Source organism: Ornithinimicrobium sp. INDO-MA30-4, from assembly GCF_021535045.1.
GTDB lineage: Bacteria > Actinomycetota > Actinomycetes > Actinomycetales > Dermatophilaceae > Ornithinicoccus.
On record NZ_CP091056.1, the window covers coordinates 253,362 to 278,652 of the forward strand.

At 61.9% G+C, this 25,291-nt stretch carries 23 protein-coding genes and 6 pseudogenes; 17 read left to right on the forward strand and 12 right to left on the reverse strand.

All coding sequences use genetic code 11. From position 1 onward, the window contains the following. Positions 1–12: 12 nt before the first annotated feature. The 3 genes and pseudogenes from pgsA to L0A91_RS01420 all read left to right on the forward strand — a co-directional run bounded on the left by pgsA (position 13) and on the right by L0A91_RS01420 (position 1,514). A pseudogene (pgsA, locus tag L0A91_RS01410) lies at positions 13–587 on the forward strand (CDP-diacylglycerol--glycerol-3-phosphate 3-phosphatidyltransferase). Between the two features lie 14 nt (positions 588–601). Then, a pseudogene (locus tag L0A91_RS01415) lies at positions 602–1,101 on the forward strand (CinA family protein). A 74-nt stretch (positions 1,102–1,175) separates the two neighbouring features. Beyond that, a complete protein-coding gene (locus L0A91_RS01420; RefSeq protein ID WP_220120956.1) occupies positions 1,176–1,514 on the forward strand; it encodes a helix-turn-helix domain-containing protein in 339 nt (112 codons plus the stop codon). Between the two features lie 37 nt (positions 1,515–1,551). Here L0A91_RS01420 and L0A91_RS01425 read toward each other — a convergent pair whose 3' ends face one another. Next, positions 1,552–2,367 carry a DNA-formamidopyrimidine glycosylase family protein gene (locus L0A91_RS01425; protein WP_235245523.1) on the reverse strand — a complete coding sequence of 272 codons (816 nt, stop codon included), beginning with the start codon at positions 2,365–2,367 and terminating at the stop codon, positions 1,552–1,554. Between the two features lie 7 nt (positions 2,368–2,374). Between L0A91_RS01425 and L0A91_RS01430 the strand changes: the two genes are divergently transcribed. Further along, the gene (locus L0A91_RS01430) at positions 2,375–3,343 is read left to right on the forward strand and encodes a hypothetical protein (RefSeq protein WP_235245524.1); all 969 of its coding nucleotides are present in this window, start codon (positions 2,375–2,377) and stop codon (positions 3,341–3,343) included. Here L0A91_RS01430 and L0A91_RS01435 read toward each other — a convergent pair. Both L0A91_RS01435 and L0A91_RS01440 read right to left on the reverse strand, forming a co-directional pair. After that, positions 3,231–7,964: pseudogene (locus L0A91_RS01435) on the reverse strand (DEAD/DEAH box helicase). The gene L0A91_RS01430 and the pseudogene L0A91_RS01435 overlap by 113 nt on opposite strands. Then, a complete protein-coding gene (locus L0A91_RS01440) occupies positions 7,961–8,137 on the reverse strand; it encodes a hypothetical protein (RefSeq protein ID WP_235246696.1) in 177 nt (58 codons plus the stop codon). The pseudogene L0A91_RS01435 and the gene L0A91_RS01440 overlap by 4 nt, the downstream one beginning before the upstream one ends. Positions 8,138–8,315: 178 nt before the next feature. Between L0A91_RS01440 and L0A91_RS01445 the strand changes: the two genes are divergently transcribed. From L0A91_RS01445 to L0A91_RS01475, 8 genes are all read left to right on the forward strand, one after another. Further along, the gene (locus L0A91_RS01445; protein ID WP_235245525.1) at positions 8,316–9,146 is read left to right on the forward strand and encodes an ABC transporter transmembrane domain-containing protein; all 831 of its coding nucleotides are present in this window, start codon (positions 8,316–8,318) and stop codon (positions 9,144–9,146) included. Between the two features lie 82 nt (positions 9,147–9,228). Next, positions 9,229–9,618, forward strand: coding sequence for a hypothetical protein (locus L0A91_RS01450; RefSeq protein ID WP_235245526.1), 390 nt, complete (start codon positions 9,229–9,231; stop codon positions 9,616–9,618). Between the two features lie 55 nt (positions 9,619–9,673). After that, on the forward strand, positions 9,674–10,165 hold the full coding sequence (locus tag L0A91_RS01455; protein ID WP_235245527.1) for an ATP-binding cassette domain-containing protein: 492 nt from the start codon (positions 9,674–9,676) through the stop codon (positions 10,163–10,165). Next, a complete protein-coding gene (locus tag L0A91_RS18000) occupies positions 10,155–10,760 on the forward strand; it encodes an ABC transporter transmembrane domain-containing protein (RefSeq protein WP_311197926.1) in 606 nt (201 codons plus the stop codon). Before L0A91_RS01455 ends, L0A91_RS18000 begins: the two co-directional genes overlap by 11 nt. An 11-nt stretch (positions 10,761–10,771) precedes the next feature. Then, a complete protein-coding gene (locus L0A91_RS01460) occupies positions 10,772–12,085 on the forward strand; it encodes an ABC transporter ATP-binding protein (protein WP_311197927.1) in 1,314 nt (437 codons plus the stop codon). Between the two features lie 29 nt (positions 12,086–12,114). Continuing rightward, positions 12,115–12,489: a hypothetical protein gene (locus L0A91_RS01465; RefSeq protein ID WP_235245528.1), complete on the forward strand. Its 375-nt coding sequence runs from the start codon at positions 12,115–12,117 to the stop codon at positions 12,487–12,489. 126 nt (positions 12,490–12,615) lie between these two features. Next, positions 12,616–13,284: a hypothetical protein gene (locus L0A91_RS01470; RefSeq protein ID WP_235245529.1), complete on the forward strand. Its 669-nt coding sequence runs from the start codon at positions 12,616–12,618 to the stop codon at positions 13,282–13,284. Between the two features lie 54 nt (positions 13,285–13,338). Continuing rightward, on the forward strand, positions 13,339–13,560 hold the full coding sequence (locus L0A91_RS01475) for a DUF3046 domain-containing protein (RefSeq protein WP_235245530.1): 222 nt from the start codon (positions 13,339–13,341) through the stop codon (positions 13,558–13,560). Positions 13,561–13,562: 2 nt separating this feature from the next. Here L0A91_RS01475 and L0A91_RS01480 read toward each other — a convergent pair whose 3' ends face one another. The 9 genes and pseudogenes from L0A91_RS01480 to L0A91_RS01515 form a co-directional block, all read right to left on the reverse strand. Further along, positions 13,563–14,432, reverse strand: a complete 870-nt coding sequence (locus L0A91_RS01480) for a response regulator (RefSeq protein ID WP_235245531.1) — start codon at positions 14,430–14,432, stop codon at positions 13,563–13,565. Further along, on the reverse strand, positions 14,380–15,648 hold the full coding sequence (locus L0A91_RS01485) for a PAS domain-containing sensor histidine kinase (RefSeq protein WP_235245532.1): 1,269 nt from the start codon (positions 15,646–15,648) through the stop codon (positions 14,380–14,382). Before L0A91_RS01485 ends, L0A91_RS01480 begins: the two co-directional genes overlap by 53 nt. Before the next feature lie 72 nt (positions 15,649–15,720). Next, the gene (locus tag L0A91_RS01490; protein ID WP_235245533.1) at positions 15,721–15,960 is read right to left on the reverse strand and encodes a response regulator transcription factor; all 240 of its coding nucleotides are present in this window, start codon (positions 15,958–15,960) and stop codon (positions 15,721–15,723) included. Next, complete coding sequence (locus L0A91_RS01495) at positions 15,921–16,337, reverse strand: ATP-binding protein (RefSeq protein ID WP_235245534.1); 417 nt, start codon at positions 16,335–16,337, stop codon at positions 15,921–15,923. Before L0A91_RS01495 ends, L0A91_RS01490 begins: the two co-directional genes overlap by 40 nt. Then, positions 16,334–16,480, reverse strand: coding sequence for a histidine phosphotransferase family protein (locus L0A91_RS19425; protein WP_397333835.1), 147 nt, complete (start codon positions 16,478–16,480; stop codon positions 16,334–16,336). Before L0A91_RS19425 ends, L0A91_RS01495 begins: the two co-directional genes overlap by 4 nt. Positions 16,481–16,674: 194 nt before the next feature. Continuing rightward, positions 16,675–16,989 (reverse strand): annotated as a pseudogene (locus tag L0A91_RS19430) (hypothetical protein); the annotation flags it as partial. Then, positions 16,926–17,720, reverse strand: a complete 795-nt coding sequence (locus L0A91_RS01505) for a PAS domain-containing protein (RefSeq protein ID WP_235245535.1) — start codon at positions 17,718–17,720, stop codon at positions 16,926–16,928. The gene L0A91_RS01505 and the pseudogene L0A91_RS19430, both read right to left, overlap by 64 nt. A 203-nt stretch (positions 17,721–17,923) precedes the next feature. Further along, positions 17,924–19,012, reverse strand: a complete 1,089-nt coding sequence (locus L0A91_RS01510) for an aspartate-semialdehyde dehydrogenase (protein ID WP_235245536.1) — start codon at positions 19,010–19,012, stop codon at positions 17,924–17,926. Between the two features lie 5 nt (positions 19,013–19,017). Further along, positions 19,018–20,295: pseudogene (locus tag L0A91_RS01515) on the reverse strand (aspartate kinase). Positions 20,296–20,487: 192 nt separating this feature from the next. On the opposite strand from L0A91_RS01515, the gene L0A91_RS01520 reads away from it, so the two are divergent. The 5 genes and pseudogenes from L0A91_RS01520 (at position 20,488) to miaB (ending at position 25,285) form a co-directional block, all read left to right on the forward strand. Further along, complete coding sequence (locus L0A91_RS01520; RefSeq protein WP_235245537.1) at positions 20,488–21,096, forward strand: NYN domain-containing protein; 609 nt, start codon at positions 20,488–20,490, stop codon at positions 21,094–21,096. 314 nt (positions 21,097–21,410) lie between these two features. Further along, on the forward strand, positions 21,411–21,602 hold the full coding sequence (locus L0A91_RS01525; protein WP_235245538.1) for a hypothetical protein: 192 nt from the start codon (positions 21,411–21,413) through the stop codon (positions 21,600–21,602). Positions 21,603–21,905: 303 nt separating this feature from the next. Further along, positions 21,906–23,012 (forward strand): recombinase RecA, encoded by a 1,107-nt coding sequence (gene recA / locus L0A91_RS01530; RefSeq protein WP_397333767.1) that lies wholly within the window; start codon positions 21,906–21,908, stop codon positions 23,010–23,012. A 212-nt stretch (positions 23,013–23,224) separates the two neighbouring features. Further along, positions 23,225–23,677 (forward strand): regulatory protein RecX, encoded by a 453-nt coding sequence (locus L0A91_RS01535; RefSeq protein WP_235245539.1) that lies wholly within the window; start codon positions 23,225–23,227, stop codon positions 23,675–23,677. 52 nt (positions 23,678–23,729) lie between these two features. Then, a pseudogene (gene miaB, locus L0A91_RS01540) lies at positions 23,730–25,285 on the forward strand (tRNA (N6-isopentenyl adenosine(37)-C2)-methylthiotransferase MiaB). Positions 25,286–25,291 lie beyond the last annotated feature (6 nt).

Consider the following 25,291-nt stretch of genomic DNA (forward strand, 5'->3'; position numbering starts at 1 on the left):
CTCAACGGAGGTATGGCTGTGGCCAACCGAAGTCATCAGGCAAGCCAGATCTGGAATCTGCCGAATGTCCTGACCATGTCGCGGATCGTCATGGTGCCGCTTTTCTATGGGCGTTCTTGGCTCAGGGCGGCGAGAACACGACGCTACGTTGGGTTGCCGCCATCATCTTTGCGGTGGCCACGGCGACCGACTGGCTGGATGGCGACATTGCCCGTCGTCGCAACATCGTCACGGACTTCGGCAAGATCGCCGACCCCATTGCGGACAAGGCACTCATGGGTGCCGCTCTCATCGGGCTGTCCTATCTCGGTGAGCTGGCCTGGTGGGTGACGATCGTGATCCTGATCCGCGAAATCGGCATCACGGTGATGCGGTTTGTGGTGATCCGTCGTCAGGTCTTGGCTGCTAGCCGAGGAGGCAAACTCAAGACGGCGCTGCAGGGTTTGGGCCTCTTGTTGCTGATTCTGCCGCTGACCGGATTGCTCCATGGTGTTGGCTTGACGGTGATGTACGCAGCCCTTGTCGTGACCGTTGTGACGGGTATTGACTATGTGATGCAGGTGGCACGTTGGGGTCCGAAGAAGTAACCGGCGAAGACCTGGTGGCCGCGCTAAGCGAACGTGGCCACACGATCGCGGTCGCCGAGTCTCTGACTGGCGGCCTGCTGGCCTCAGCCATCGTTGATGTGGCAGGCGCCAGCCAGGTGTTCCAGGCTGGCATCGTTGCTTACCAAGACGAGTTAAAGCCGATCTGCTGGGCGTTGATCGGGCGCTGCTGACGCAATATGGAGCCGTCTCTGAACAGGTCGCGGAAGCGATGGCAACCGGAGCACGAACGAGGGCCGGTGCCGATTGGGCAATTGCAACCACTGGGGTGGCAGGCCCAGAGCCGAGTGAGGGCAAGCCGGTGGGGACGGTATGCCTAGCGGTGGCCCACAGGTCTGCTCAATCGGGGGAAGAAGTGACCCACTCCACGGTGTTACATATACAAGGGTCTCGATCTGCCATTCGTTCTCAATCCGTGACCGCCGCCTTAGCGCTGGCGATGGGAGCGATAGTGGATCCCCACAGGCCCATCACAGACGCTCGGGGTACGGTATAGGTCCAAGTTCTTGAGATCTTCGGGATCTCTTGGACACTAGGTGCCACGGACGTCACAGAAGAGGAGGGTCAGCGATGGTGTTGCTACGACGTGAGTTGGGCGATGTTCTGCGCGAGAAGCGCACCGGCCAAGGGCGGACTCTGCGTGAGGTCTCTGCCAGTGCCTCGGTGTCTTTGGGCTACTTGTCCGAGGTCGAGCGCGGTGAAAAGGAAGCCTCTTCGGAGTTGCTTGCTTCAATCTGCAAGGCCCTGGAATTGCCTTTGGGCCAAATGCTCAGCGATGTTGCCGACCGGGTGATGCTTGCTGAAGCCGCTCAGGATCCAGTCACTGCCATGCTGGCAGATGGGCTGGCTAAGCCAATCGACCCACGACTGCTCAAGCGCAACCAAAACCTAGCGACGTCCTCGCTCTAGCAGCCAGGACGCAGCAAGCGTCGCATGGACGCTTGCGCTACGCCGAGCCCCGGTGACCCAATGGATTCACTGGGGCTCCGTCGTCTCCGGCAGCCAAGCCACCCTGGCAGCCCGGACAGTAGGAGACCTGGCGCTGTGCAGGCTGTGACCCAATAGGCGCCCAGCGAATGGTCTGCCCGCACTGCAAGCACGGCAAGCCACGCCGACCGTGCACCTGCATGGGCTCTCTGCCCGTTCGAGCACCCATGACTAACATCCGTCGAGCGGTGTCGAGGATGTCGGGAAGTTGCTCGGCGACCCGGGCTACTGGCCAACTGGGGTTGATGTGGTGGGCAAATAGTGGCTCGCTGACATAGATGGTGCCCATGCCGGCAGCATTGCGTTGGTCCAACATCGCCGCTGCGATAGCCCTGGCTGGGTCAGTGCCCAGGTTGACCACGGCTTGGTCCCGATCAAACTCCACGCCCAATAAATCCGGGCCCACATGACCCACGACTTCGGTTTCGCGATGAGTTGCCAACACATCCAGCATGCCGAGGCTGTCGCCGATTGCTAGGTGGGTAGACGTGCTGAGCAGTGCGCGTACGGTGTGGCGACGTGCAGCCGGAGGCAGCGACTCTTGCGCGAGCACCATCCAGCGCCCCTCCATCTTGAGGTGGCTGTGGATCGTGACGCCGCCTTCGACGCGGTGCAGGAGGTGTTTGCCGTGCGGGACGACCTGGAGGGTTTGACGGCCGACGAGGTCGACGGTGGCAAAACGGGGCACTCGAAAATCTGACCGAGTCAACACCTTGCCCGCCAAGGCCTGATGCAGCTTGGTGGCAGCCCGCCACACCGAATCGCCCTCAGGCACGGCGAAGATGGGGTGGGCGAGTCATACCTCCACCGTAGTAGCCCCGGTTAGCACCCTCGCAGGCGGGAACAACTCAGCCCCGTTTGAGCGTCGTACTAAGCGTGACTACCCCGGAACAGCCTCGAAGCAGGGGAGGGCTCTTTGTCGGGGCAGTTGTTGTGGGGGCAGTCGTTGCGACGTTCACCGGCACCCCTGGACCCCAGCGTTAGACCTTGGCGACGTTCGTCAGCAGGTTGAATCGATCAGCGATGAGTGTGCCGTCGAAATGCCCGCTGGCGTCGAAGAGCCGCTGAGCCTGAAAGAGGCCCGTGCAGCGATGACGGTTGTCGTCGAAGATCCAGGTGCCCAGAGTTGGCCCGAGGTGGCTGGAGTGAGCACCGAGATGCTGGATCGAATTGCCTCTGGACCAGCCGAGGCACCAGGGCCAGTGCTGACCTGCGAGGTCAACCAGGCATCAGGACTCGAGCAGCAAGACCTCACCGAGACTGGGCTCACGCCGCGAGCCCAAGCGGTATTGGACGGTGTGAACGAGTCGTTTGGCGAGCAGAGCATCGGCGGGTTTGCCCCCGGCGGTATTTCGTCGGGCCACGGGGCGGAGTCCACGCACTACGAGGGCCGCGCCGTTGATATCTTCTTTCGGCCGATCACCGATGAGAACCAGCGCGAAGGCTGGCTGATGGCGCAATGGCTGGTGGCCCATGCTGATCTGCTTGATCTGCAATACGTCATCTACGACGACCGTTATTGGGGGTGCGCGGCTCGCGTCGAGGTTGGCGTGACTATGACGCTCCAGCACCAGCCAACGATGTGCTCCGGCACCTGGACCACATCCACGTCGACGTGCCTCGCGGAACGGAAGACGCTTAGCGCCGCATGCGCAGGCCCTGCGGAGCGGTATGGAATCCGGCCCGTTGCAGCGCAGCAGACAGGGCGCTTTCGCCCAATGCAGTGCTGCCGTCGATCTTGGCCACCGTGAGACCGGACAACTTCCCCGAGCTGATGGCGCGAGCTATCTGTTGGGCTGCGGAGTCCAAGGCGGCCGTGTCGTCCGTCAAGTCAGCACCGTTTTGCCGCCTCGCTCAAGATAGAGCGCTAGTTCGCCCTCGTAGAGCAAAACCATCGCGCCCGCTTTGCGCCCAGGACGATGCGTGGCCTCGACATTGCTGTTTTCAGGCCAGCCAATAGAAGCACCAAACGGGTTGGCGGGGTCAGTGGCAGCCAGCAAAACAGCTGCCTGAGGCTCCGCCGTTCGTTGTGGCGTCCCAGCCGCTCGGAGTCGATCTACCGCCCCAGAACTGCCGAATTGGGCGGCGCCCAATGCTCAACGAAATAGCCGCGGCGGACCTTGCCGGCTTCCTCAGCGGCGGCCAGGATCCGATAGACCCCGGCATACCCGCCGACGATGCCTTCGGCAGCCACACTGCCGCGGGTCAAAACGCCATAGCGATCGAGGAGTTGCTCGGCCCCGGCTAGCCCGCGGATCGTGTCGTCAGTTTCGATGGGGGCAGCAAGACCATCGGCCCACCGCGCTCGGCGGTCCGCTGCGCGATGGCATGGCGGGCCGACCAGGGCGGCTGCTTGCCAGGCCGATGGAGGGGCGACTATAGCGATGGCTGCGCGGTGCGGTCTTGCGAGACTTGTGGCTGGTGCGGCCACCGGCCAGCAGCGCTCGCAGCGGGGCGAAAGTGTCGCCGGTGAGATGTCCGGCCCAGGCCAGATCCCAGATCGAGGCCAGCAGTGTCGTGTCGTCAACGATGCCACCGCCTTCACCAGAAGCGCGCCCGACAGCGTCGCTCAAGGCCCGGAAGAAGTACGCGCCACCGACTCGCAGGGCGTCGAGCACGCGCTGGCTAAGGTCGTCATCAGTCACTGTGGGAGGAGCCAAGGTCAGGTGTGCCGTTTCGGCGAGATGCAGCGACACCCACCCATCGTCACCGGGCGCAGAGCCGTGGCCCTGCCACAGGACTTCGCCACTGCTCATCAGCTCATCCAGCATTGCCGGCACGTAGTTGGTGACGCGTGCTGGCAAGATCAACGATTCAATGGCGCTGGCTGGCAGCTGTGCACCGGCTAGTTGCTCAACGGCACGCAGAGCGCCGTCCACGCCGCGCATACCGCCAATCGCTTGCCACTGAGGCAAGAACCGAGCGTAGGTGGCGTGATCAACCGGTTCGACCTCTTGGCGAAGGGCGGCGAGGATCGTCGGCGCAGGCTGCGCAACACGTCTGGGTCGCACAAATCTGTAGCGCCCTGATCGGCCTGACCCGCCGTAAGCGGTCGCAGAGCACCCTCGGTGAGCCGGCCATCGCTGATCAATCGACGCGCGACATCGCGGACGACAGCCCCACCTAACCCGTAGCGATCGGCAACCTCGGAAGCAGTGAAAGGGGTGGGTGCGTGCGTAGCGGACGACGAGGTCGCCTAGCGGATCGGCAACTGACTCCGTGAAGATGCTGGCCACGCCCGGTGGCAGCGGCACTCCCAGGGCATCGCGCAGTCTGGCTGCGTCTTGCGCGTCGGCCCAGCGGTCCTGGCCGGCGATCCGCACCAAGATGATGCGTCGCTGGTCTTGCAGCCCGGCTAGCCAGCCATCCGCCTGATCACGGACGGGCTCTTGGGTGCGCTCGCCGATCTCACTCGTGTCCAACGGGCCTAACGTGCGCAACAGATCAACCACGTCGTCGGCGTCGCGGCAGGCCCGCTCCGGCAGGAGTCGCTGCAACTCCAGATAAGTGCGCTCCACCACCGAGGGGTCAAGCAGATCACGCAGTGCCGCCCCATCGCCGCGGCCCAGCAACTCAGCCAGCAGGGCAGGGTCCAGGCTCAGTGCAGCGGCGCGGCGCTCGGCGATCGGCGAGTCGCCCTCGTACAAGAACTGGCCCAGATATCCCATCAGCAACGAGCGGGCCATCGGTGATGGGGTCGTGGTGGCCACCGTGACGATCCGCACCGAGCGGTTCTCAATCGAGGCCATCAAATCGCGCAGGGCATCAACGTCATAGACGTCCTGTAAGCACTCGCGGACCGCCTCGAGCACGATGGGAAAACTGGGATATTGCGAGGCGACTTCAAGGAGTTGTGCCGAGCGCTGCCGTTGTTGCCACAAGGGCTGGCGCTTGCCGGGTTTGCGGCGAGGCAGCAGCAGCGCTCTGGCCGCACATTCACGGAAGCGGGCGGCAAGAGGGCCGAGCCACCGACCTCCTCGGTGACCAGGGCGTGGACTTCGTCGGCGTCGAGAGTGATGGCCGCGGCCAGATCAGCGTCGAACGACTTCATCGAGTCGCTGTCGTCACTCAAATCGGGCAAGCGCAGCACGATGCCGTCGTCGGCAGCCATGGCCTGCACATCGGTGCCGAACCGCTCACGCAGTCTTGCCGACAGGCACAACGCCCAGGGGGCGTGCACGGGCGTGCCAAACGGCGTGTGTATGACGACGCGCCAGTCACCGATCTCGTCCCGGAAACGCTCAACCACAATGGTGTTGTCGTCCGGCAGGGAGGTCGTGGCTTCCTTTGCTCCTCGAGATAATCGAGCACATTGGCACTCGCCCACTCGTCGAGGCCACTGGCACGCAGGTCACGCTCGGCCTGCTCGCGAGGTGCGGCGGCGGTGGTGCGCACGAAGGCGCCCAGGGCCTGACCCAACTCAGCCGGTCGGCCCAGCGAGTCGCCCTTCCAAACGGCAACCGACCAATCTGCCCCGGTGCTGGAGTGACCAAGACCTGGTCGTGAGTGATGTCTTCGATGCGCCACGAGGTGGTGCCGAGGGTGAAGACGTCTCCTACCCGGGACTCATAGACCATTTCTTCATCGAGCTCACCGACACGACGTCCGGGTCCATCGCCGGTAGCGAGCATCACCGCATACAAGCCACGATCCGGGATGGTGCCGCCGGAGGTAACGGCGAGGAGTTGAGCCCCGCGCCGGGCTGACACGGTGTTGGTCAAACGGTCCCACGTGATTCGCGGTTTGAGGTCCGCGAAGTCCTCACTGGGATAGCGGCCAGCCAGCATGTCCAAGGTCGCCTCGAAGATGCTGCGGGGGAGGAGGCAAAGCCTGCCGAGCGGCGGAACAGGTCGAACATGTCATCGACCGCCCACTCATCCAGGGCAACCATCGCGACCATCTGCTGAGCCAACACATCCAGCGGGTTCGTCGGCACTCGCATGGCTTCGATCCCGCCACTGCGCATCCGCTCAACGACAACGGCGGTTTGCAGCAGGTCGCCCCGGTGCTTGGGAAAGAACACTCCGCGTGAGGTGGCGCCGACTTGGTGGCCGGCTCGACCCACGCGTTGCAACCCACTGGCCACGCTCGGTGGTGACTCGATCTGGACAACGAGGTCTACTGCGCCCATGTCGATGCCCAATTCCAGCGAACTGGTGGCGACCACGGCTGGCAGGGAGCCAGTTTTAGCGCGTTTTCAATATCGGCGCGGTGCTCTTTGCTGACTGATCCATGGTGGGCGCGAGCGAGGACCGGTGGTGCGGCGGTGGCGATACCCGCAGCCCCCATGACTTGGGCAGGACTGTTGTTGCCCTCGTCGGAGGGAGCCTTGCTGGGGTGTGCGCTCTCCCACAAGTCATTCATGTGGTTTGTTAGCCGCTCGGCCAGCCGGCGTGAGTTGGCAAAAACGAGCGTGGATGATGCTTGGTCGACCAAGTCCACCACTTCACGTTCGACGTGCGGCCAGATGGAGGCTCGCTCGATCGGGTCGCTGCTGGGGGCCCAGTCGTCGATCGGCGGCAGGCCAGGCAGATCTGGCAGGACTGGGCCGTCAAGCGCGGCTGCAGCCTCGTTTTCGGCGGACTCGTCGCGAGCAGCCGCGCTGGGTAGAGGCTGAGTGGGGGCGGCGAGACCGGGATCCGTCATGTCAGGCACCGGCACCCGGACCTGTAGATCCCAGGACTTCGTCGTCGGCGGCGAAACGATGGTGGCCGGGCTGGAACCCGTCAGATAGCGGGCCACCTCTTCGACCGGGCGAACTGTCGCCGATAGGCCGATGCGCTGGGTCGGCTTGTCGAGGAGGGCGTCGAGGCGATCAAGAGTGACAGCTAAGTGAGCACCTCGTTTGGTGCCAGCAACGGCGTGAACTTCATCCACGATCACCGTTTCAACGCCGCTGAGTGCTTCACGGGCCGCCGAAGTCAGCAGCAGGAAGAGCGACTCAGGGGTGGTGATGAGGACATCGGCGCCGTTCTTGGCAAAGGCGCGTCGCTCGGCGGCCGGGGTGTCTCCGGAGCGCATAGCCACCGATACGCCGGGGAGCTCGTGCCCGGCCCGACGTGCGGCGTGCTGAATACCGACCAAGGGAGAGCGCAAGTTGCGTTCGACATCGACTGCCAGGGCTTTGAGAGGGCTGACGTAGATGACGCGGCACCGTGCTTGGTCGGCTGGGCGCGGATCGGCCCACAGGCGGTCTAACGACCAGAGAAACGCGGCCAGGGTCTTTCCTGAGCCGGTAGGCGCAACCACCAGGGTGTGGTTGCCAGCCGAGATCGACTCCCAGGCGCCAGCCTGAGCGGGCGTGGCTTGTCCGAACGAGGACTCAAACCACGCCTGAGTCGCCGCAGTGAAGCGGCCGAGCACATCGCTCAGTTCTGCTGGTCCTTGCGCTGCGGCACGAGGCGGGGGCGCTGCTCGGTGACAACTTCGTTGCCGTATGCGCCGGTCACCGGGGAGGCGTCGGGCGCTCCATCTCCTTGGCATGGTGATGGTTGGTGATGTGCGGGGGCGTCCAAATTTTCAAGGCGATAAGCGCCTTCTGCCACCAGGCAAATTCACGGTTATCCGAGTTGCTCACGCTTGCCACCAGGCCCTTCGTTGTCGAATACGTCTTACCGAGCGTCGCGCTGCGACACGTCCTGCTGGCATTCTGCCGTAGTTAGGCAGTCGCCGGGCACAACGCATACACATTTCTTGTCACAGTGAGTTTAGTCTGTTGGTGAGATGAAGGACTTTCCGCCGCGGGTAACGGCATTTGAAGGCTCCGGGGACAACGAACCAGACACTCACTCAGCTTGGCGCTATTTGCGCTGGGTGCTGAGAGATCAGTGGGGCTTGGTCGTGTTGGCCTCGGCCTTCAGCATGCTCTGGATCCTGCCCTCTGCGCTGACTCCCTGGATTGTCGGGCACGCGATCGACGATGGCATTGCCGGCGGAGAAACGACTGCTCTGGTGGGCTGGGTTGGCCTGCTGTTGGCGATCACCTTGGTGGCCGCAATCACCGGAGCCATGGGCCACACGATTGTGGTGCGAGCCTGGTTGGTTGCGCTCTATGGCACTGCCCTGTTGGTAGCGCGAAAAGGCCTGCAGTTGGGCCATGTGCTGCCGCGACGCACCCCCACCGGTGAAGTGCTCAGTGTTGCCGAGAGCGATGGCAACCAGTTCGGCGCCTTTGTGGAAATCACGGCGCGAGTGATCGGCAACCTCTTTGCCTATGCCATCGTCGCGGCCATTGTTTTGAGCACATCCCTGCGACTCGGCCTGATTATGTTGCTGGTTACCCCATTGCTCGTGATCACGACAGCACCCTTGATGCGACCTCTCACTAGGGCACAAGGCAAAGAGCGGTCTCGTGACTCGGAGTTAACGTCGCAAGCCACCGATATCGTCGCGGGCCTGCGAGTGTTGCGAGGATCGGCGGAGAAACCACCTTCGGCGACAACTATGCCCGGCAATCTCAGCGGGTTCGGGTGGCTGGGGTGCGGGCAGGCGTCTGGGCGGGCTTGGTCGATGCCATCGGCGTTTTGCTCTCCGGCCTCTTTCTGGTGGCGCTGATGGTGCAAGGCGTCGAAGAGTTGCGTGCCGAGCGCATTGAGATTGGCGAGTTGATCGCCTTTCTGGGCTACGCACTCTTTTGGTGCAGCCGATTCGCACGTTCTTTGAGTTTGCTCAGAAGGTCACGAAGTCATTGGTGGCGGCACGCAAGTCAGTGGGGGTGCTCGGACAACCAAACCCGTGGCCACAGATTGAGCAGTCCCCGCCGCTGCAGGGCGACCTCGTCGACGAACGCAGCGGCTTGCGGGCTCGCGACGGAGTGCTGACCATGGTGGTGAGCGCAGACCCCAGCGCCACCGCAGCCTTGGCGGATCGGCTTGGCCGCTATCTGCCACGCGGCACCGACGCGCCCTCGATGAAGGTTGATGACCTGAGCGGCGCGGCTGCCAAGAAAGCACGCAGAGAAGCCGAGCAACAACGGGCCGAGATCATCAAGCGCGACTTGAGTTTGCAGGCGCTCCAGCGGAAGTGACCCTCGGCGACGTTGACCTGTCACACGTGCCAATCGACACCTTGCGCGATCACATTTGGTCGGCGACACGGAGCCCTTCTTGTTTGCGGGCACGCTGCAGGAGGCCATCGATCCGCAGGGTGTCTGCACGCGAGCCCAAGCTGAAGAGGCGATGCAGTCCGCCGGGGCCCACGATGTCTACGAGGCCGTTCCCGGCGGATGGGCTGGCATCTTGGACGAGCGTGGGCGGGGGCTGTCGGGCGGCCAGCGACAGCGACTCGCGTTGGCCCGGGCGTTGGCCAGCAACCCGCCCGTCCTGATCCTGGTCGAGCCGACGTCTGCCGTTGACGCGCATACCGAGGCCTTGATTGCCAGCAGGCTCCCAGCCAGCAGAGCCGGTCAAACCACCGTCGTCATGACGACGTCTCCGCTGCTGTTGCACCACGCAGAAGATGTCGTGTTGCTGCGCGATGGCCGCGTCGTTGGCCAGGGCAGCCATGACGAGTTGGTCGCGGCATCACCGGAGTACCGCGCTGTTGTCTTGCGGGAGGAATCGCATGTCGAATAGTGACTGGCTCGGCGATTCGGCGAAGACCTGGCGTGAAGAGACCGTCAACGGTCCGGATGTCGCTCCTGAACTTATGCAACCCGCCGAAGGCAACTTGTCCGAACGTTGGCGTCATCTCTGGCAGCGAAACGCTATCCGTCGTGCCTGGGCACAGAAGTATGCCTCCACGGCGATGAACCCTGAACGTGGGCTCCCCGTTGCGTCGGCCTCTGTTGTGCTCGCCTACATTCGTGGGTTGTTGGCCCAGCACCGCGGCTTGCTGATTGCCGTGGTGGTAGTCAATGCAGTCGCGGCGATTGCCGGCCTGGTGGTCCCGCTCTTGCTGGGCGACATTGTCGACTCGGTTACCGGCGGTAGCGTGCCCTTTGGCTGGAGCGTCACCACAATGTTTTGGCTGGTGGTGATAGCCCTCGTGTTCCAAACCGTCTTTACGTTCTTGTCCAAGTGGGCGGCGGCGAGTCTGGGCCATGGGGTGCTCGCCCAAGCCCGTGAGTATGTCGTTCGGACCATTCTGCGACTGCCGCTAGGCCGTGTGGAATCGGCGAGCACTGGTGACTTGATCACCCGAGTCACCAGAGATGTCAGCTCGATGTGAGGGGGGGTTCGGTGGGCACTCCCGAGGTGCTCATCGCCGCTATCACCGCCATCCTGACGATCGCGGCGATGGGGTTCAATAGTTGGCAACTCACCGTGCCCGTGGTCATCCTGATCATCCTCGCTTGGCCGATGATTCGTTACTACCTCAGGCATGCCCCTGCTGGATACCTGGCTGAAGGCGCCAGCTATAGCCGCATCAATTCATCGCTGACCGAAGCGGTTGAGGGCTCGCGCACCGTTGAGTCACTGCGCATGCGCCGGGTCAGGCTGCGCGCGATTGAGCGTGATATCGCCCATTCTGGCCAGTGCGAGCGCTACACGATGACGCTGCGCAACCAACTGTTCGTCGTGATGGATATGGCCTTCAGCCTGCCCAGGGTGTTTACCTTGGCGATCGGGGCGTGGGGGATCTCGGGGGGATGGCTCACGTTGGGCCAAGTCACCACTGGCGTCTTGTATGTCGAGACGCTCTACCTGCCCTTTGATCGTCTCGTCATGACAGCCGATCACCTGCAGGTTGCAGTGGCCTCGAGCACCCGCCTGTTGGGTATCGCCGAAGTGCCTGATGATCGCATGGTCGGTGATGAACGCCCTGAGCATGACCGAGTCAAGGGCGAGGACTTGCACTATGCCTACCGCCCTGGAGTGAACGTTCTGCACGGCATCGACGTCGAGTTGGCGGCGGGGGAGCGGTTGGCCATCGTGGGGCCTTCGGGGTCAGGCAAGTCGACATTGGGTCGGCTCTTGGCGGGCATTCACGCGCCGACGCAAGGCCGAGCCACTGTTGGCGAAGTCGATCTCACCGCGATTCCGCTCAACGATTTGCGGGCGCAGGTTGCGTTGGTGACTCAAGAGCACCACATCTTTCGTGGCACGATCCGCGACAACGTGGTTTTGGCGCGTGAAGATGCCGATGACGCCGCCGTGATGACTGCGCTTGAAACTGTGGGCGCCCAGCAGTGGGTGCGCGATGTCGACAAGGGGTTGTTGACGCAGGTTGGGCCAGGCCACCTGGTGCCCACCCCGGCTCAGGCCCAACAGATTGCCTTGGCCAGGCTCATCCTGGCCAACCCGCATACTCTGGTGTTGGACGAGGCCACCTCGCTCATCGACCCACGGACTGCCCGACACCTCGAGGGCTCCCTCAACGCGCTGCTCACTGGTCGCACCGTGGTGGCGATCGCGCACCGCTTGCACACGGCACGTGACGCTGACCGAATTGCTGTCGTTGATGATGGCCGGATCATTGAGTTGGGCAGCCACGAGGAGTTGTTGGCCCACGACGGTGAGTATGCGGCGCTGTGGCGAGCCTGGACGTCCTAGTCGCCGCTGACGCTCGGTAGGGTCAGACCATGACCTCGGCTCCAGATCAGCGGCGCTATCCCAGGCCGGACCTCTGGTCGTATTGGGGACGACGGCTATTGATCTTGGCCCTGTTGGTGCCGGTCTCTGGGCCAACTGCCAATGGCGTGCTGACCTCACCAGGGTTTTGGATCTCGTTTGCGCTGGCCTTGCTGGCGCTGGTTGCGTGGCTATTGTGGTGGATCCCTGCAGGGGTGATCATCGAGGGCAGCCGGATCGCGACTTATACGCTGGCCCGACCCATCCCAACCCTCGACGCTGGACTGACCTTTCCAGCGTGGTGGGTGCCACTGCCAAAGATCGCGTGGACAGCACCAGCCGAGCCGTGCCCACCTGACTTTGTGGTCGAGCCTCGCGAAGGGTGAGACCTTGGGCTGGTTGCAGCGACGAACCTGTGCTCAGGCACGTAAAAACCTGATCGACACTCGGGGCGAACACCCAGTGGACAACTGGGTAGGAGAAACCGGCCCTTGGCGGGGACCCGGATATCGGTGATCGCGCTGAATGATGACTCGAGCCGTGACGTCCTGGGGCAAATGCAGCGCTATGCAATCCCGGTGGTCGAGGAAGGCCCACCTGCGTGGGCGCAACGAGGCTCCCGGCCAGGCGAGCTCATCTACCCAGTCAGCGACGTCGCTGGGCGAGTCGGTCGAGCCTTCGCTTGGCTCGTTATTGGAATCGCATCGTTGGTACTGGTGGGCGCGCTGCCACCGCTGCTGCAGGCTGACGATTGGCAAGGCGCCGCATACCTGGTGGCAGGTTGTCTACTCGCGCTTGCCTTTGGTGCGTGGTTCATTCTTGCCCTGCGCTACAGAGCTGTGCTGGTGAGTGACGACGGGGCCGTGGGCTATCGCGCTCCGCTTACCTTCGCGCTGAAGCGCTTCCCTGTGCAGGACATTGTCTTGGTGACCCAATTCAGCAGCACAAGCCCTATCGGCACGCAACGCAGCGTCGTCTTGTGGCGCAAGGGCCGCACGTCGCCCTTCGGCTCATTCCTCACGACGGGGCTCAGCGAGGCCGGCATGCAGGCAATCCGCCGGGCCAAAACTCAGCACGGATCGTTGTCGGCTCGGTCCCTGGAGGCGGGGGCCATCTCTCGCGTGGGCAGAGACCACCTCGGCAGGGTTCTACAGGAGCACTCTTTGTATGTCCGGGCCTAGTGCTCGTCGCCGGCAGTGAATTTGTGCGCAACCGAGCGGGGTAGCGTGTGCGGCATGCGATTGAGTGAGTTTTGGGCCCTGATGGAGCAAGAGTTTGGTGGAGCCTATGGCCGCTCAGTTGCGATGACCCATGTCATTCACGCCCTTCAAGACCGGACAGCGGTCGAAGCGATTGAGGCTGCTGTGCCGGTGCGTCGGGTGTGGACAGCTCTGTGCGATGACCTGCAAATTCCCGATGAGCGGCGCTTCCTGGCAGATCTCGGCAAGTCCAAGTAGTCCTAACTCTCGTGGTGGGAGGGAGTGTCTCCTGTCCAAAGTGTGCGCAGCAGTTCAATCGTTGTGTAGGGCTTGGGGATGAAGGCGGCTGCCCCGGCGGACATAGCAGCGTCTTTGGAGTCCGGGGAGTTAACCCCACTGGTGGCCACGACGCGAACACAGGGGTCGATGCTCTTGAGCTGGCGCAAGAGCTCGGGGCCATCCATGACGGGCATCTTGATGTCGGTCAAGACCATGGCGATAGCGTCTCGTTGTTCGTGAAAAAGATCGATGGCCTCTTGCCCATCGGCCGCTAGCAGCACGTCATACCCACACTCTCCGAGCATTTGCGACAACGCTTTGCGGACAATCTGCCCGTCGTCAACAACCAGGATTTTCTCGCCATTGCCGCGATAGTCGACGGCACCAGTGGCATCGATGACTTCGTCACCAGCCTTGCCGTGGGCGGGCAGGAAGACCCTGAATGTGCTGCCCTGACCCGGTTCGGTCTGCACGTCGATGAATCCACCGTGGGTCGTCACGATGGACTGCGCTGAAGAAAGCCCAATGCCCGTGCCTGTTGGCTTCTGGGTAAAAAATGGGTCGAAAATCTGCGGCAAGATGTCGGGCTCGATGCCATGACCAGTGTCGGTGATCTCAACCAAGCAATAGTGTTCTTCGCTTGCGCCGGGAGCCCGGTCCGGGTGCATGCCCTCAACGACTGAGTCAGGTGCCGCGATATTGAGGATGCCACCTTCAGACATCGCGTCCCGTGCGTTCACACAGAGATTGACGAGCACCTGATGGAGTTGCGTCGGGTCGCCTTCGACGAGCGATAAGTCATCCGAAATGTTGGTGGTGACCTGGATGTGGGGATGGAAGGTCTCGAGCAATCTTGGCGGTCTCCTGCACAATCTGGTCGAGGCGCAGGGCTAGTCGGTTGCCTTCGGTGCCCCGGGCAAAGCCCAGGAGTTGACCGACCAAGTCCGCAGCCCGCTTGGCACTCGACTCAATCCCCGAAAGCTGACCCAGGGTGGCCGAATCGCCAGCATGCTCTTCGGTGAGCATGTCGCAATACAACAAGATCGGCGACAAAACATTGTTGAGGTCGTGAGCAATCCCGCCTGCTAGCGTCCCGATGCTCTCCATCCGTTGTGCTCGGAAGAAGTGCCGCTCCATCCGCTTGCGTTCAGTGATGTCGGTGATGATCGCCATGATGGCGTTAGGTTTGCCTCGACTGTCACCGATCAGGCTTAAACGGCAGTCGCCGACCGCGGCCTCACCTCCAACCCGAGAGAACTCCAACTCGCCGCTCCACTCGCCGTCAGCCAGTGTGCGTTCAAATCCATCGCAGAGTCGCTCGTGGTCAGCGGTCACAACTTCTTCAAGCGGAGTGCCGATCGCTTCGCTCCTCGGCCAGCCAAAGAGCCGATCGGCGCTGTCATTCCAGGTCGTAACCAAGCGGTTGAGGTCCACGACAAAGATTGCATCGTGAGCATTCTCAACCAGCATGGCCTGCTGCTGGAGTTGTTCCTCTCCGCGTTTGCGCTCGTCAATGTCGGTATGAGTGCCAATCATCCGGGTAAGCCTGCCCTGCTGATCCCATCGCACGGCGCGACCCCGGGTTTGGACCCACTTGTAGTGGCCAGACTTGGTGCGGATGCGGAAATCAGCGCTGTAGATACTGCTCTGACCATCAAGGTGTGCCTGCAAAGCGTGCGAGGTAGCGACCACGTCGTCTGGGTGTATCCGGTCGGACCACTCAGTCACGCTGTCGGACCACTCTTCGACCTCGAAACCGAGCATGTGGATGTACTGGTCACTCATGTAGTGATAACCGTCCAGGAGGTTCCAGTCCCACACCCCGAGATCACTCGACACGAGGGCGAAGTACCAACGGTCACTGTGGAGCAGGGCCTCGGCTTCGCGTTCCCGGGTGGCTGCTGGTGTACGAGGTAGGTCGGCAATGTCCCGGGAGCCAAGGTCGAAATGGGGGCGGCTGGCACCTTCATGGTCAACTTCTTGAGCCCTGGCTTTGAGATTGGCGAACATCGCGATAAGCCGGGCTTCGTTGCCCGGGCCAGGTTCGGTCACATTCGCAGATTCCATGTCAGACCTCACTTTTGACGGTTCCCCATTGTTGCGTGCACGCGGAACGCAGTCCTATTTGTGAGCACTTTCTCAGGAATTCGACAAGGCCCTGAGTAAGTCCAGAGTTGTATAGGGCTTGGCAACAAACTCAGTCGCCCCGGCTGCCAGGGCTTCCTGCGCCAATCCCGCTGTGTTGACCCCACTCGTTGCTACCAACCGAACGTTCGGGTTGGTGGCCCGCAGGGTGCGGAGCAATGTGGTGCCATTCATGCCAGGCATCTTCATGTCCGTCAGGACGGTCTTGATGTCCTCATCGTGTTGGTTGAACAACTCAAGGGCTTCATCCCCCCGCTCGCGAGCAGAACCTCGTATTCACACTCGGTCAACATTTGAGCCAGGACGTGACGAACGATGGGCTCATCATCAACGACGAGAACGAGGTGCCCGTCCCCGCGAAATTCTGTAGCGCCGAGCAGATCGATCACCTCGCTACCCGCTTTTGCGCTGGCTGGTAGATAGACCTGAAACTGACTGCCCTGCCCAGGCTCGCTCAGGACATCGATGAAACCACCGTGGCTATGCACGATCGTCTGGGCCGATGACAGTCCGATCCCGGTGCCGCTGGGTTTTTGAGTGAAGAATGGGTCAAAGATCCTCGGCAGGACATCTGGTTCAATGCCGACGCCGGAGTCAATTACTTCGATCAAGGCAAATAGTCCTTGCTTCGCTTTGGGGCCCGGGCCGGGTGAGCTCCGCTGACTAACTCTTCGCGGGCCTTGATGGTGAGTGTGCCGCCGTCAGGCATGGCGTCTCTAGCGTTGACGCAGAGATTGAGGAGGACCTGATGCAGTTGTGTTGGGTCTCCTCAACGACGCAAACTTCATCAGCGATCTCGGTGCGTATTTCGATGCCTGGATCGAAGGTCTCGCTGGCAATTTTTACCGTCTCGAGGATGAGCCGATCGAGCCGCAGCACCAGTTGATTGCCTTGAGTCCCTTTCGCAAAATTCAGCAGTTGGCTCACCAAGTCAGCAGCCCGCTGAGCACTCGTTGCAATGCCAGCGACTTGGTCAAGCTTGGCGGGGTCGTCGGCCAGATCCTGTTTCAGCATGTCGCTGTAGAGCAGGGTGGGGGCGAGCACGTTGTTGAGGTCGTGGGCGATGCCACCGGCCATGGTGCCAATGCTCTCCATGCGTTGGGCGCGGAAGAACTGCCGTTCAATCTCCTTCCGTTCAGTGATGTCGGTGATGATGGCCATGATCGCGCTGGGTTCGCCTTGGCTGTCTGCCACCAAAGTCAAGCGGCAATCACCAACAGCGTCTTCGCCCCCAAGCGCGAAAACTCCAACTCCCCAGTCCATTCACCTGCTACGAGCGTGTGCTCAAACCCTTCTCTCAGCTTTTGTTGGTCAGCCGCGAGCACTGCGTCGAGTTTCGCCCCAATCGCCCGATTCCGATCCCAACCGAAGAGACGTTCGCTGCTCTTGTTCCATGTGGTCACGATCCAGCTGAGGTCAACGACAAAGATCGCGTCATGTGCCTTATCCACCAGCACGGCCTGTTGCTGCAGCTGCTCCACCGCTCGCTTTTGTTGGTCGATGTCGGTGTGGGTGCCGATCATCCGAGTGGGCTGGCCCCTCTCGTCCCACTCGACCATCCGGCCACGAGTGTGGACCCACTTGTAGGTGCCGGCGCTGGTTAACAGGCGAATGTCTGCGGCATAGAAATCCGCATATCCATCCAGGTGAGCCTGCAGGGCCCTGGTCGTATGGTCAACGTCGTCTGGGTGCAAGCGGTCGGTCCACTCGACAACGTTCGACGTCCAGTCCTCCGGTTTGTAGCCGAGCATTTTGATGTATTGGTCACTCATGTAACAAAAGCTGTCGACCATATTCCAGTCCCAGACCCCCAGGTCGCTAGAGATCAGGGCGGCGTACCAGCGTTCGTGGTCCACAGCGATCCCGAACGACTCGCGGTTGCTGGTAGAGGAAGGTGGGGGCGGCGGGATCTCGACGCTGCGACGATACCGGTCGTGCGGAAAAGCCTCATTGACGCTGAAGTCTCTACCGGACATGCCCAGCCGGTCGAGCAATTCAAAAGCCGGGCTTCGTTGCGTACGTTTGCCGCGGATCCCTCGAGGTTGTTCATGTCAGAAACCTCACTGTTCGGAGATTCCTGATTGTCCTACTCAGGCGGAACCCTTCATCTTTTGTGAAGAAAGTTTCACTGTTCCGGTAGGAAACTATGAGCCCGGTCTCCCGTGACGGGAGACCGGGCTCATTTCGTGGTTGTGGGTTACACGGGCACGCTGGCTCCCAGCACCTCAACGATCTGCACTGCGTTAGGTGCTGCGCCCTTACGCAAGTTGTCGTTACTAATGAAGAACACCAGCCCACGACCATCCGGAACGGATTGGTCGGTGCGGATGCGTCCGACGTATGCCGGGTCTTGGCCGGCCGCCTTGAGCGGCGTTGGAGTCGACTCCAGGGCAACCCCGGGGGCCTCACGCAGCACCTCACGCGCACGGTCTGGGCTTATGGCATCCGCAAACTCAGCGTGGATAGCCAGCGAGTGCCCAGAGAAAACCGGCACCCGAACGCACGTTCCGGCAACGGCCAAGCGCGGGAGACCCAGGATCTTGCGCGACTCGTTGCGCAGCTTCTGCTCCTCGTTGGTCTCCTCGGAGCCGTCATCGACAATGTCGCCTGCGACCGGGATCACGTTGAAAGCGATGGGTTCGGTGTAAACCTGAGGCTCGCCTAGGTCTATTGCGCTGCCGTGATGCGTCAGGGCCGCCGCGTCGTTGTTGATGGCCGTTGTTGCTTGGCTTGCCAACTCCTCGACCCCGGCCAAGCCTGAACCGGACACAGCCTGGTAGGTCGAAACGATCAAGCGCTGGAGGCCAGCCTCATCGTGTAATGCCTTCAAGACCGGCATGGCAGCCATCGTCGTGCAGTTGGGGTTGGCGACGATGCCCTTGCCGCCTCGGCCCAGTGCCTTGGACATGGCCTCGGGGTTGACCTCACTGACGACCAACGGGACCTGTGGGTCCATCCGCCAGGCGGAAGAGTTGTCGATGACAACTGCGCCGGCCTCAACAAAGCGCGGGGCGTGCTCCAGGGAGGTGCTGCCGCCAGCGGAAAAGATAGCGACGTCCAAACCGCTCAGATCAGCGGTGGCGACATCCTCGACCGTGATCTCGCGGGGCGCATCCTGCAACTGGCCATCCCACATACCCGCCCAGGGCAGGGTTTTGCCTGCAGAGCGAGCCGAGGCAAAGAAACGCAGCGAGGCAACTGGCACGTTGCGCTCCAGCAGGAGGCGCCGAACGACGGCTCCCACTTGGCCGGTTGCGCCGACAACGGCGATGTTCATGTTCTTCATATCGGTCACCTTCCGGTTCCGCCGTAGACCACGGCTTCGGTGTCTGCATCGAGAGCAAAAGCGGTGTGCACGGAGCGCACTGCATCGGCTAAATCTGTTTGGTCGGTGATGACCGAAATGCGGATCTCGCTGGTGGAGATCATTTCGATGTTGATGCCAGCGTCCGCCAGGGCGCCAAACAACCGGTGGGCAACATTCGGATTGGACCGCAAGCCAGCGCCGACGAGCGACAACTTGCCTACGTGGCTGGTGTAAAGGACATCCGCGAAGCCCATCTCGTGCTGCAACTCACGGACGGCAGCGACAGCGGCGGCCCCTTCGCTCTCCGGGAGAGTGAATGAGATGTCGGAGGTTGATGCGCTGGAGGTGGAGACGTTCTGCACGATCATGTCGATGGAGACGCCCTGGGCGGCCACGGCGCCAACAACCTTGGGGCAGCGCCGGGTTGGTCGGGAATGCCAACGGCCGTCACCTTGCCCAGTGACTTGTCGTGGGCAATGCCGGAGATGAGGGGCTCTTCCATGGTTTCTTCCTGATCCGAGGTGAGGGGGCGACCGACCAAGATCCAGGTGCCTTCTTGGTCTGAAAATGAGGAGCGAACGTGCAGTGGCACGTTAAATCGACGGGCATACTCGACGGCCCGCAGGTGGAGGATCTTGGCGCCTTGGGCGGCCATCTCCAGTGTTTCTTCGATGGTGATGCGGGTAACTCGGCTCGCTGAAGGCACGATGCGTGGATCTGCGGTGTAAAGGCCATCCACGTCGGTGTAGATCTCGCAGACGTCCGCATCCAAGGCAGCAGCCAACGCAACTGCAGTGGTGTCGGACCCGCCACGACCCAGCGTCGTCACGTCCTCGTCTTCGGAGACTCCTGGAACCCAGCAACGATAGAGACGTACCCCTGAGCCAGTGCGGCCTTGACGCGGTCTGGCGTGACGTCGAGGAGGCGCGCCCGACCGTGCGACTTGTCGGTCCGCATACCGGCCTGTTCACCGGTGAACGAACGGGCGCGTACGCCGAGGTCCTCGATGGCCATGGCCAGCAGAGCCATCGAGATCCGCTCGCCAGCGGTGAGCAGCATGTCCATCTCACGCTCTGGGGAGGGCCGGGGCCAATGGCCTTGGCCAGATCCAAGAGGTCATCGGTCGTATCGCCCATGGCCGAAACAACGACGGCGACGTCGTTGCCAGCTTTGCGCGTTTCCACGATGCGGCGGGCCACGCGCTTCATCGCCTCGACATCAGCGACGGAAGAGCCGCCAAACTTTTGGACAAGCAGTGCCATAAGGGTGGGATCCTGTGGGAGAAGGGCAGAGAAAAGAGCCTGCAACTCAACCACGGTGTTGACCAGGCTCGCCCAGTCTACGGGGGAATTCCTGACGTAGCGGCAAGTATGCCGTTGAAAGTCGTCAGGCACAGGTTTCGGAGACAGGTTGTCGCCGCCCCGGCGTTGTTTTGGACGCGTAGGCTGCCAGGTGTGGACCACGAAGACCGGATCGCCCTATTCATTGACTACGAGAACCTGGCCCTCGGAGCCCGAGACTCACCAGGGGTCAACTTCGATCTCAAGCCGATCAGCGATGCGTTGGCAGAGCGTGGCCGGGTGGTGGTGCGTCGCGCCTACGCGGACTGGTCCTATTTTGACGAAGATCGCCGCATGCTGACGCGTTCGCACGTCGAGCTCATTGAGATGCCGCAGCGCATGGGGGCTTCTCGCAAGAATGCTGCTGACATCAAAATGGCTGTCGATGCCATTGAGTTGGCTTTCGTCCGGGACTACATCTCCACTTTTGTCGTATGCACCGGAGACAGCGACTTCACGCCGCTTGTGCACAAATTGCGTGAACTCAACAAGCGAGTCATCGGCTTTGGGGTCCGAGACTCGACCTCGGCGATGCTGCCCCCAGCCTGCGATGAGTTCTTGTTTTACGACAACCTCGAGGGTGTTGAGCCGATGCCGGTGGAAGCGCCAAACAGGGGCCGAAACAGCAAGCGCGGGCGATCGCAGGCACCCAAGTCTGCAGCATCGACTCAGGGCGCACCCCAAGTCCGCGCCAGCATCCGAGCCGGAGTCGGAGCCTCGTGACGTCCCGAATGAAACTGAAGTCACCGAGCCCGAGGCAACCAAGGTCGACGTAGCCGTATTCGTGGTGCAAACGGTCTCGGGCCTGCAGCAATCGACCGGGGAGCGGTCACCGCTTCCGTCCTGAAGCGCACACTGCTGCGCAAGGACCCTACGTTTAGCGAGTCTGACCACGGCTTCCGCGCGTTTGGCGACCTACTTGAGCACCTTTCCAACCGCGGCGTGATCGAATTGGCGACCGGCCCGGCCAAGGAGACCCAGAAATCCTGCTGCCCGAGGCTGGCGGTGATTCGGATGCATTTGCCCTGCTCGGGGATGTGGTTGCTGAGTTGGGGGACACCGGTATGTCAGGTCTAAAGAATCGGCTGCAACGCCGCCAGCCCGGGTTCAGCGAAAAGAAGTTGGGCTACGGCTCCTTTCTGCAGTTCTGCAAGGCCGCGCAAGAGCAAGGCCGCGTGGACGTTGAGTGGAGCGAGACGAATGACGAATACCGTCTGACTCCGTTGTGACTGCGCGTGTGACGGCGGTGTGATTTCGCGTGTGACCGCGGTCTGACTGCGCGTGGGGCTCCGCATAAATGCGCTGCCTAACGACACAAACAGACGCGCCGCGCGTGGCGAGTAGGTTCGTACACACTTTCGATCTAGTGTTGTCCCCAGGCCGCAACTGACGTCTCTGCTATCCACATCTTGAGTGGTTTTCATGGGTATGTCAGACCTGCGTTCTAGCGTCTGACGTGTCCGGAGCGAGCAAGATCGCCTTCGGTTCCGTTGAAGGTAGACGCGCTCATCCACGAGGCGAAGGAGCAGCACATGGCAGCAGCAAGCAGGACCAAGTCCCCGGGCAAGCCCGCAGCAGGATTGGGGGCCGGCAACGACAAGTTCAAGGCCCTCGACACGGTGATGGCCCAGATCGAGAAGTCCTACGGCAAGGGCTCCGTCATGCGCTTGGGCGATGACACTCGTCCGCCGATCGCCGTTATCCCCACCGGGTCCATCGCGTTGGATATTGCGCTCGGGATTGGCGGGCTTCCTCGTGGTCGAGTTGTTGAGGTCTACGGCCCAGAGAGCAGCGGTAAGACCACGGTCGCCCTGCACGCAGTGGCCAATGCGCAAAAGGCTGGCGGGATCGCTGCCTTCATCGACGCCGAGCACGCGCTTGACCCGGAGTACGCCAAGAAGTTGGGCGTCGACACTGACGCCTTGCTGGTGAGCCAGCCCGACACGGGTGAGCAGGCCCTCGAGATCGCCGACATGCTGATCCGCTCCGGAGCGCTCGACATCATCGTGATCGACTCAGTCGCGGCCCTGGTGCCGCGGGCAGAGATTGAAGGCGAGATGGGCGACAGCCACGTGGGTCTGCAAGCACGACTCATGTCACAGGCGCTGCGCAAGATCACGGGTGCCATGAACAGCACCGGCACCACAGCCATCTTCATCAACCAGCTCCGCGAAAAAATCGGTGTGATGTTTGGGTCCCCGGAGACCACCACTGGTGAGGCTTTGAAGTTCTACGCCTCGGTTCGCATCGACGTGCGTCGTATCGAGACGCTGAAGGATGGCACTGACGCAGTCGGCAACCGGACGCGCGCCAAGATCGTTAAAAACAAGGTGTCGCCGCCGTTCAAGCAGGCAGAGTTCGACATCTTGTATGGCCACGGGATTTCGCGCGAGGGTGGCTTGATCGACATGGGCGTGGAGCAAGGGTTCGTCCGCAAGGCCGGCGCTTGGTACACCTATGAGGGCGACCAGTTGGGTCAAGGCAAAGAAAATGCTCGCGCCTTCCTCATCGACAACCCTGATACTGCTGATGAGATTGAGCGCCGTATCAAGGAAAAGCTAGGCATCGGTCCACGTAGCGCCGAGGACGTCCCAGAGGGCGTGGATCCGGTCACTGGTGAGGTTGCAGTCAGCTTCTGAGGTTGGTGAAGAGCGTGTCGAATCCAAACCCAGACAGGCTTGAGGCTGCTCGGCAGGCTCTGGCGCAAGCAGAGCAAGTCGCTCGCGCCGATCAACCCAGACCGGAGAGTCACGAGCCCAGCTCATCCGGATCGTCGGACCGCCGTGCAGGCCGAGGGCGACAGGGCAATGCGTCCGAGGGATTGTCGCCAGGGCAACAAGCCCGCCAAATTGTGTTGCGCCAGTTGGCGGTGGGGCCACGCACCCGCCACCAACTGGCCACCAAGTTGGCGGACAAAGACATCCCCAACGATGCCGCAAAGAGTGTGCTCGATCGCATGACCGAGGTTGGCCTGATCGATGATGAAGCCTTCGCTCACATGTTTGTGCGCTCTCAGGTTGATAGCCGCGGACTCGCTCCCATGGCTCTGCGGCACGAATTGCGCAAGAAGGGCGTCAGTGATGACTTGATCTCCCTTGCGGTGGGCGAGGTGGAGCCAGACGACCAGCGCGCCACAGCCCAAGCATTAGTGGACAAAAAGCTGCGCACGATGCACGGGCTGGAAAGGGTTGTGCAAACACGCCGCTTGGCTGGTCTCTTGGCGCGCAAGGGCTATCCTGCGGGTCTTTCCTATGAAGTAATCCGCGAGGCAATTGATGCTTTGCCTCCTGGGGCGTCCCTCTGATTGGCGGCATGGCTCAGAAGGCCTCATCTGTGCGTCTATCCTGGAAGGCGATATGAGCACCGCCACCAATACTGAGCCCCAGGCCGAGAGCCCCACCGCCCGCAACAAGACTTATGACGTGCGGACTCACGGCTGCCAGATGAATGTCCACGACTCAGAGCGCCTTTCCGGGCTGCTTGAGACGGCAGGCTATGTCGATGTCGGGAGTGTGCCATCGGCTGAGCGTCCCGAGACAGCAGACGTCGTGGTGTTCAACACCTGCGCTGTCCGTGAAAACGCCGGTAACAAGTTGTACGGCAACTTGGGACAGTTGGCCCCGGCCAAGGCGGCAAACCCTGACATGCAGATTGCCGTGGGTGGCTGTTTAGCGCAGAAGGACCGGGCGACCATTGTCGAAAAGGCGCCCTGGGTTGATGTTGTTTTCGGCACCCACAACATTGGCTCGCTGCCAGCGTTGTTGGATCGCGCTCGGCACAACAAAGAGGCCGAAGTCGAGATCCTTGAGGCGCTCGATACCTTCCCTCCACGTTGCCTACTCGACGCGACTCCGCCTACAGCGCCTGGGTGTCAATCAGTGTCGGCTGCAACAACACCTGCACGTTCTGCATCGTGCCAGCTCTGCGAGGTAAAGAGCGCGATCGCAGGCCGGGCGAGATCTTGGCTGAGATCGAAGCCCTCGTTGCTGATGGCGTGGTCGAGATCACGCTGCTGGGTCAGAACGTCAACACCTACGGCGTTGAGTTCGGTGACCGTTTGGCCTTGGCAAGTTGCTGCGTGCCTGCGGGGAGATCAAGGGTCTAGAGCGTGTTCGGTTCACCAGCCCACACCCGGCCGCGTTCACCAGCGACGTTATTGATGCGATGGCTGAGACGCCCAACGTCATGCCCACCTTGCATATGCCTTTGCAATCCGGCTCTGACAAGGTGCTCGAAGACATGCGGCGCTCTTACCGAAGCGCCAAGTTCTTGCGGATCATCGAAGAGGTTCGCGAAGCGATCCCGCACGCCGCGTTGACCACCGACATCATTGTTGGATTCCCGGGGAGACCGAAGAGGACTTCCAGAGGACCATGGATGTCGTCCGGGCCAGCAAGTTCGCCAGTGCCTACACTTTCCAATACTCCATCCGTCCTGGCACTCCCGCCGCTGAGATGCCTGATCAGTTGCCCAAGGAGATCGTCCAAGAGCGATTTGTGCGACTCGTAGCCTTGCAAAGGAAATCTCTCATGAGGAGAATCAGGCGCTCATGGGCCAAGAAGTCGAGGTCTTGGTGGCTCCGGTGGAAGGCCGCAAAGACGCCGCGAGTGGGCGGATGTCGGGTCGCTCGCAAGATAACCGTTTGATTCACTTCAGCATCCCCGAAGATGCAGAGCGACCACGCCCTGGTGACATGGTTTCAGTGCAGATAACCCATGCTGCGCCGCACCACCTCGTCGCTGATTCTGGGGTTGAGGGTGGACTGTTTAGCGTCCGCCGCACGCGTGGTGGCGACGCCTGGGCTGCCTTGCAGGACCAGCCCGATGCGGGACGACCCGCGGTCAGCTTGGGCATTCCCACCATCGGTAAGCCCGCCACGCCGACCAACGTCGCCCCAGCCTGCGGCATTTAAGCTAGC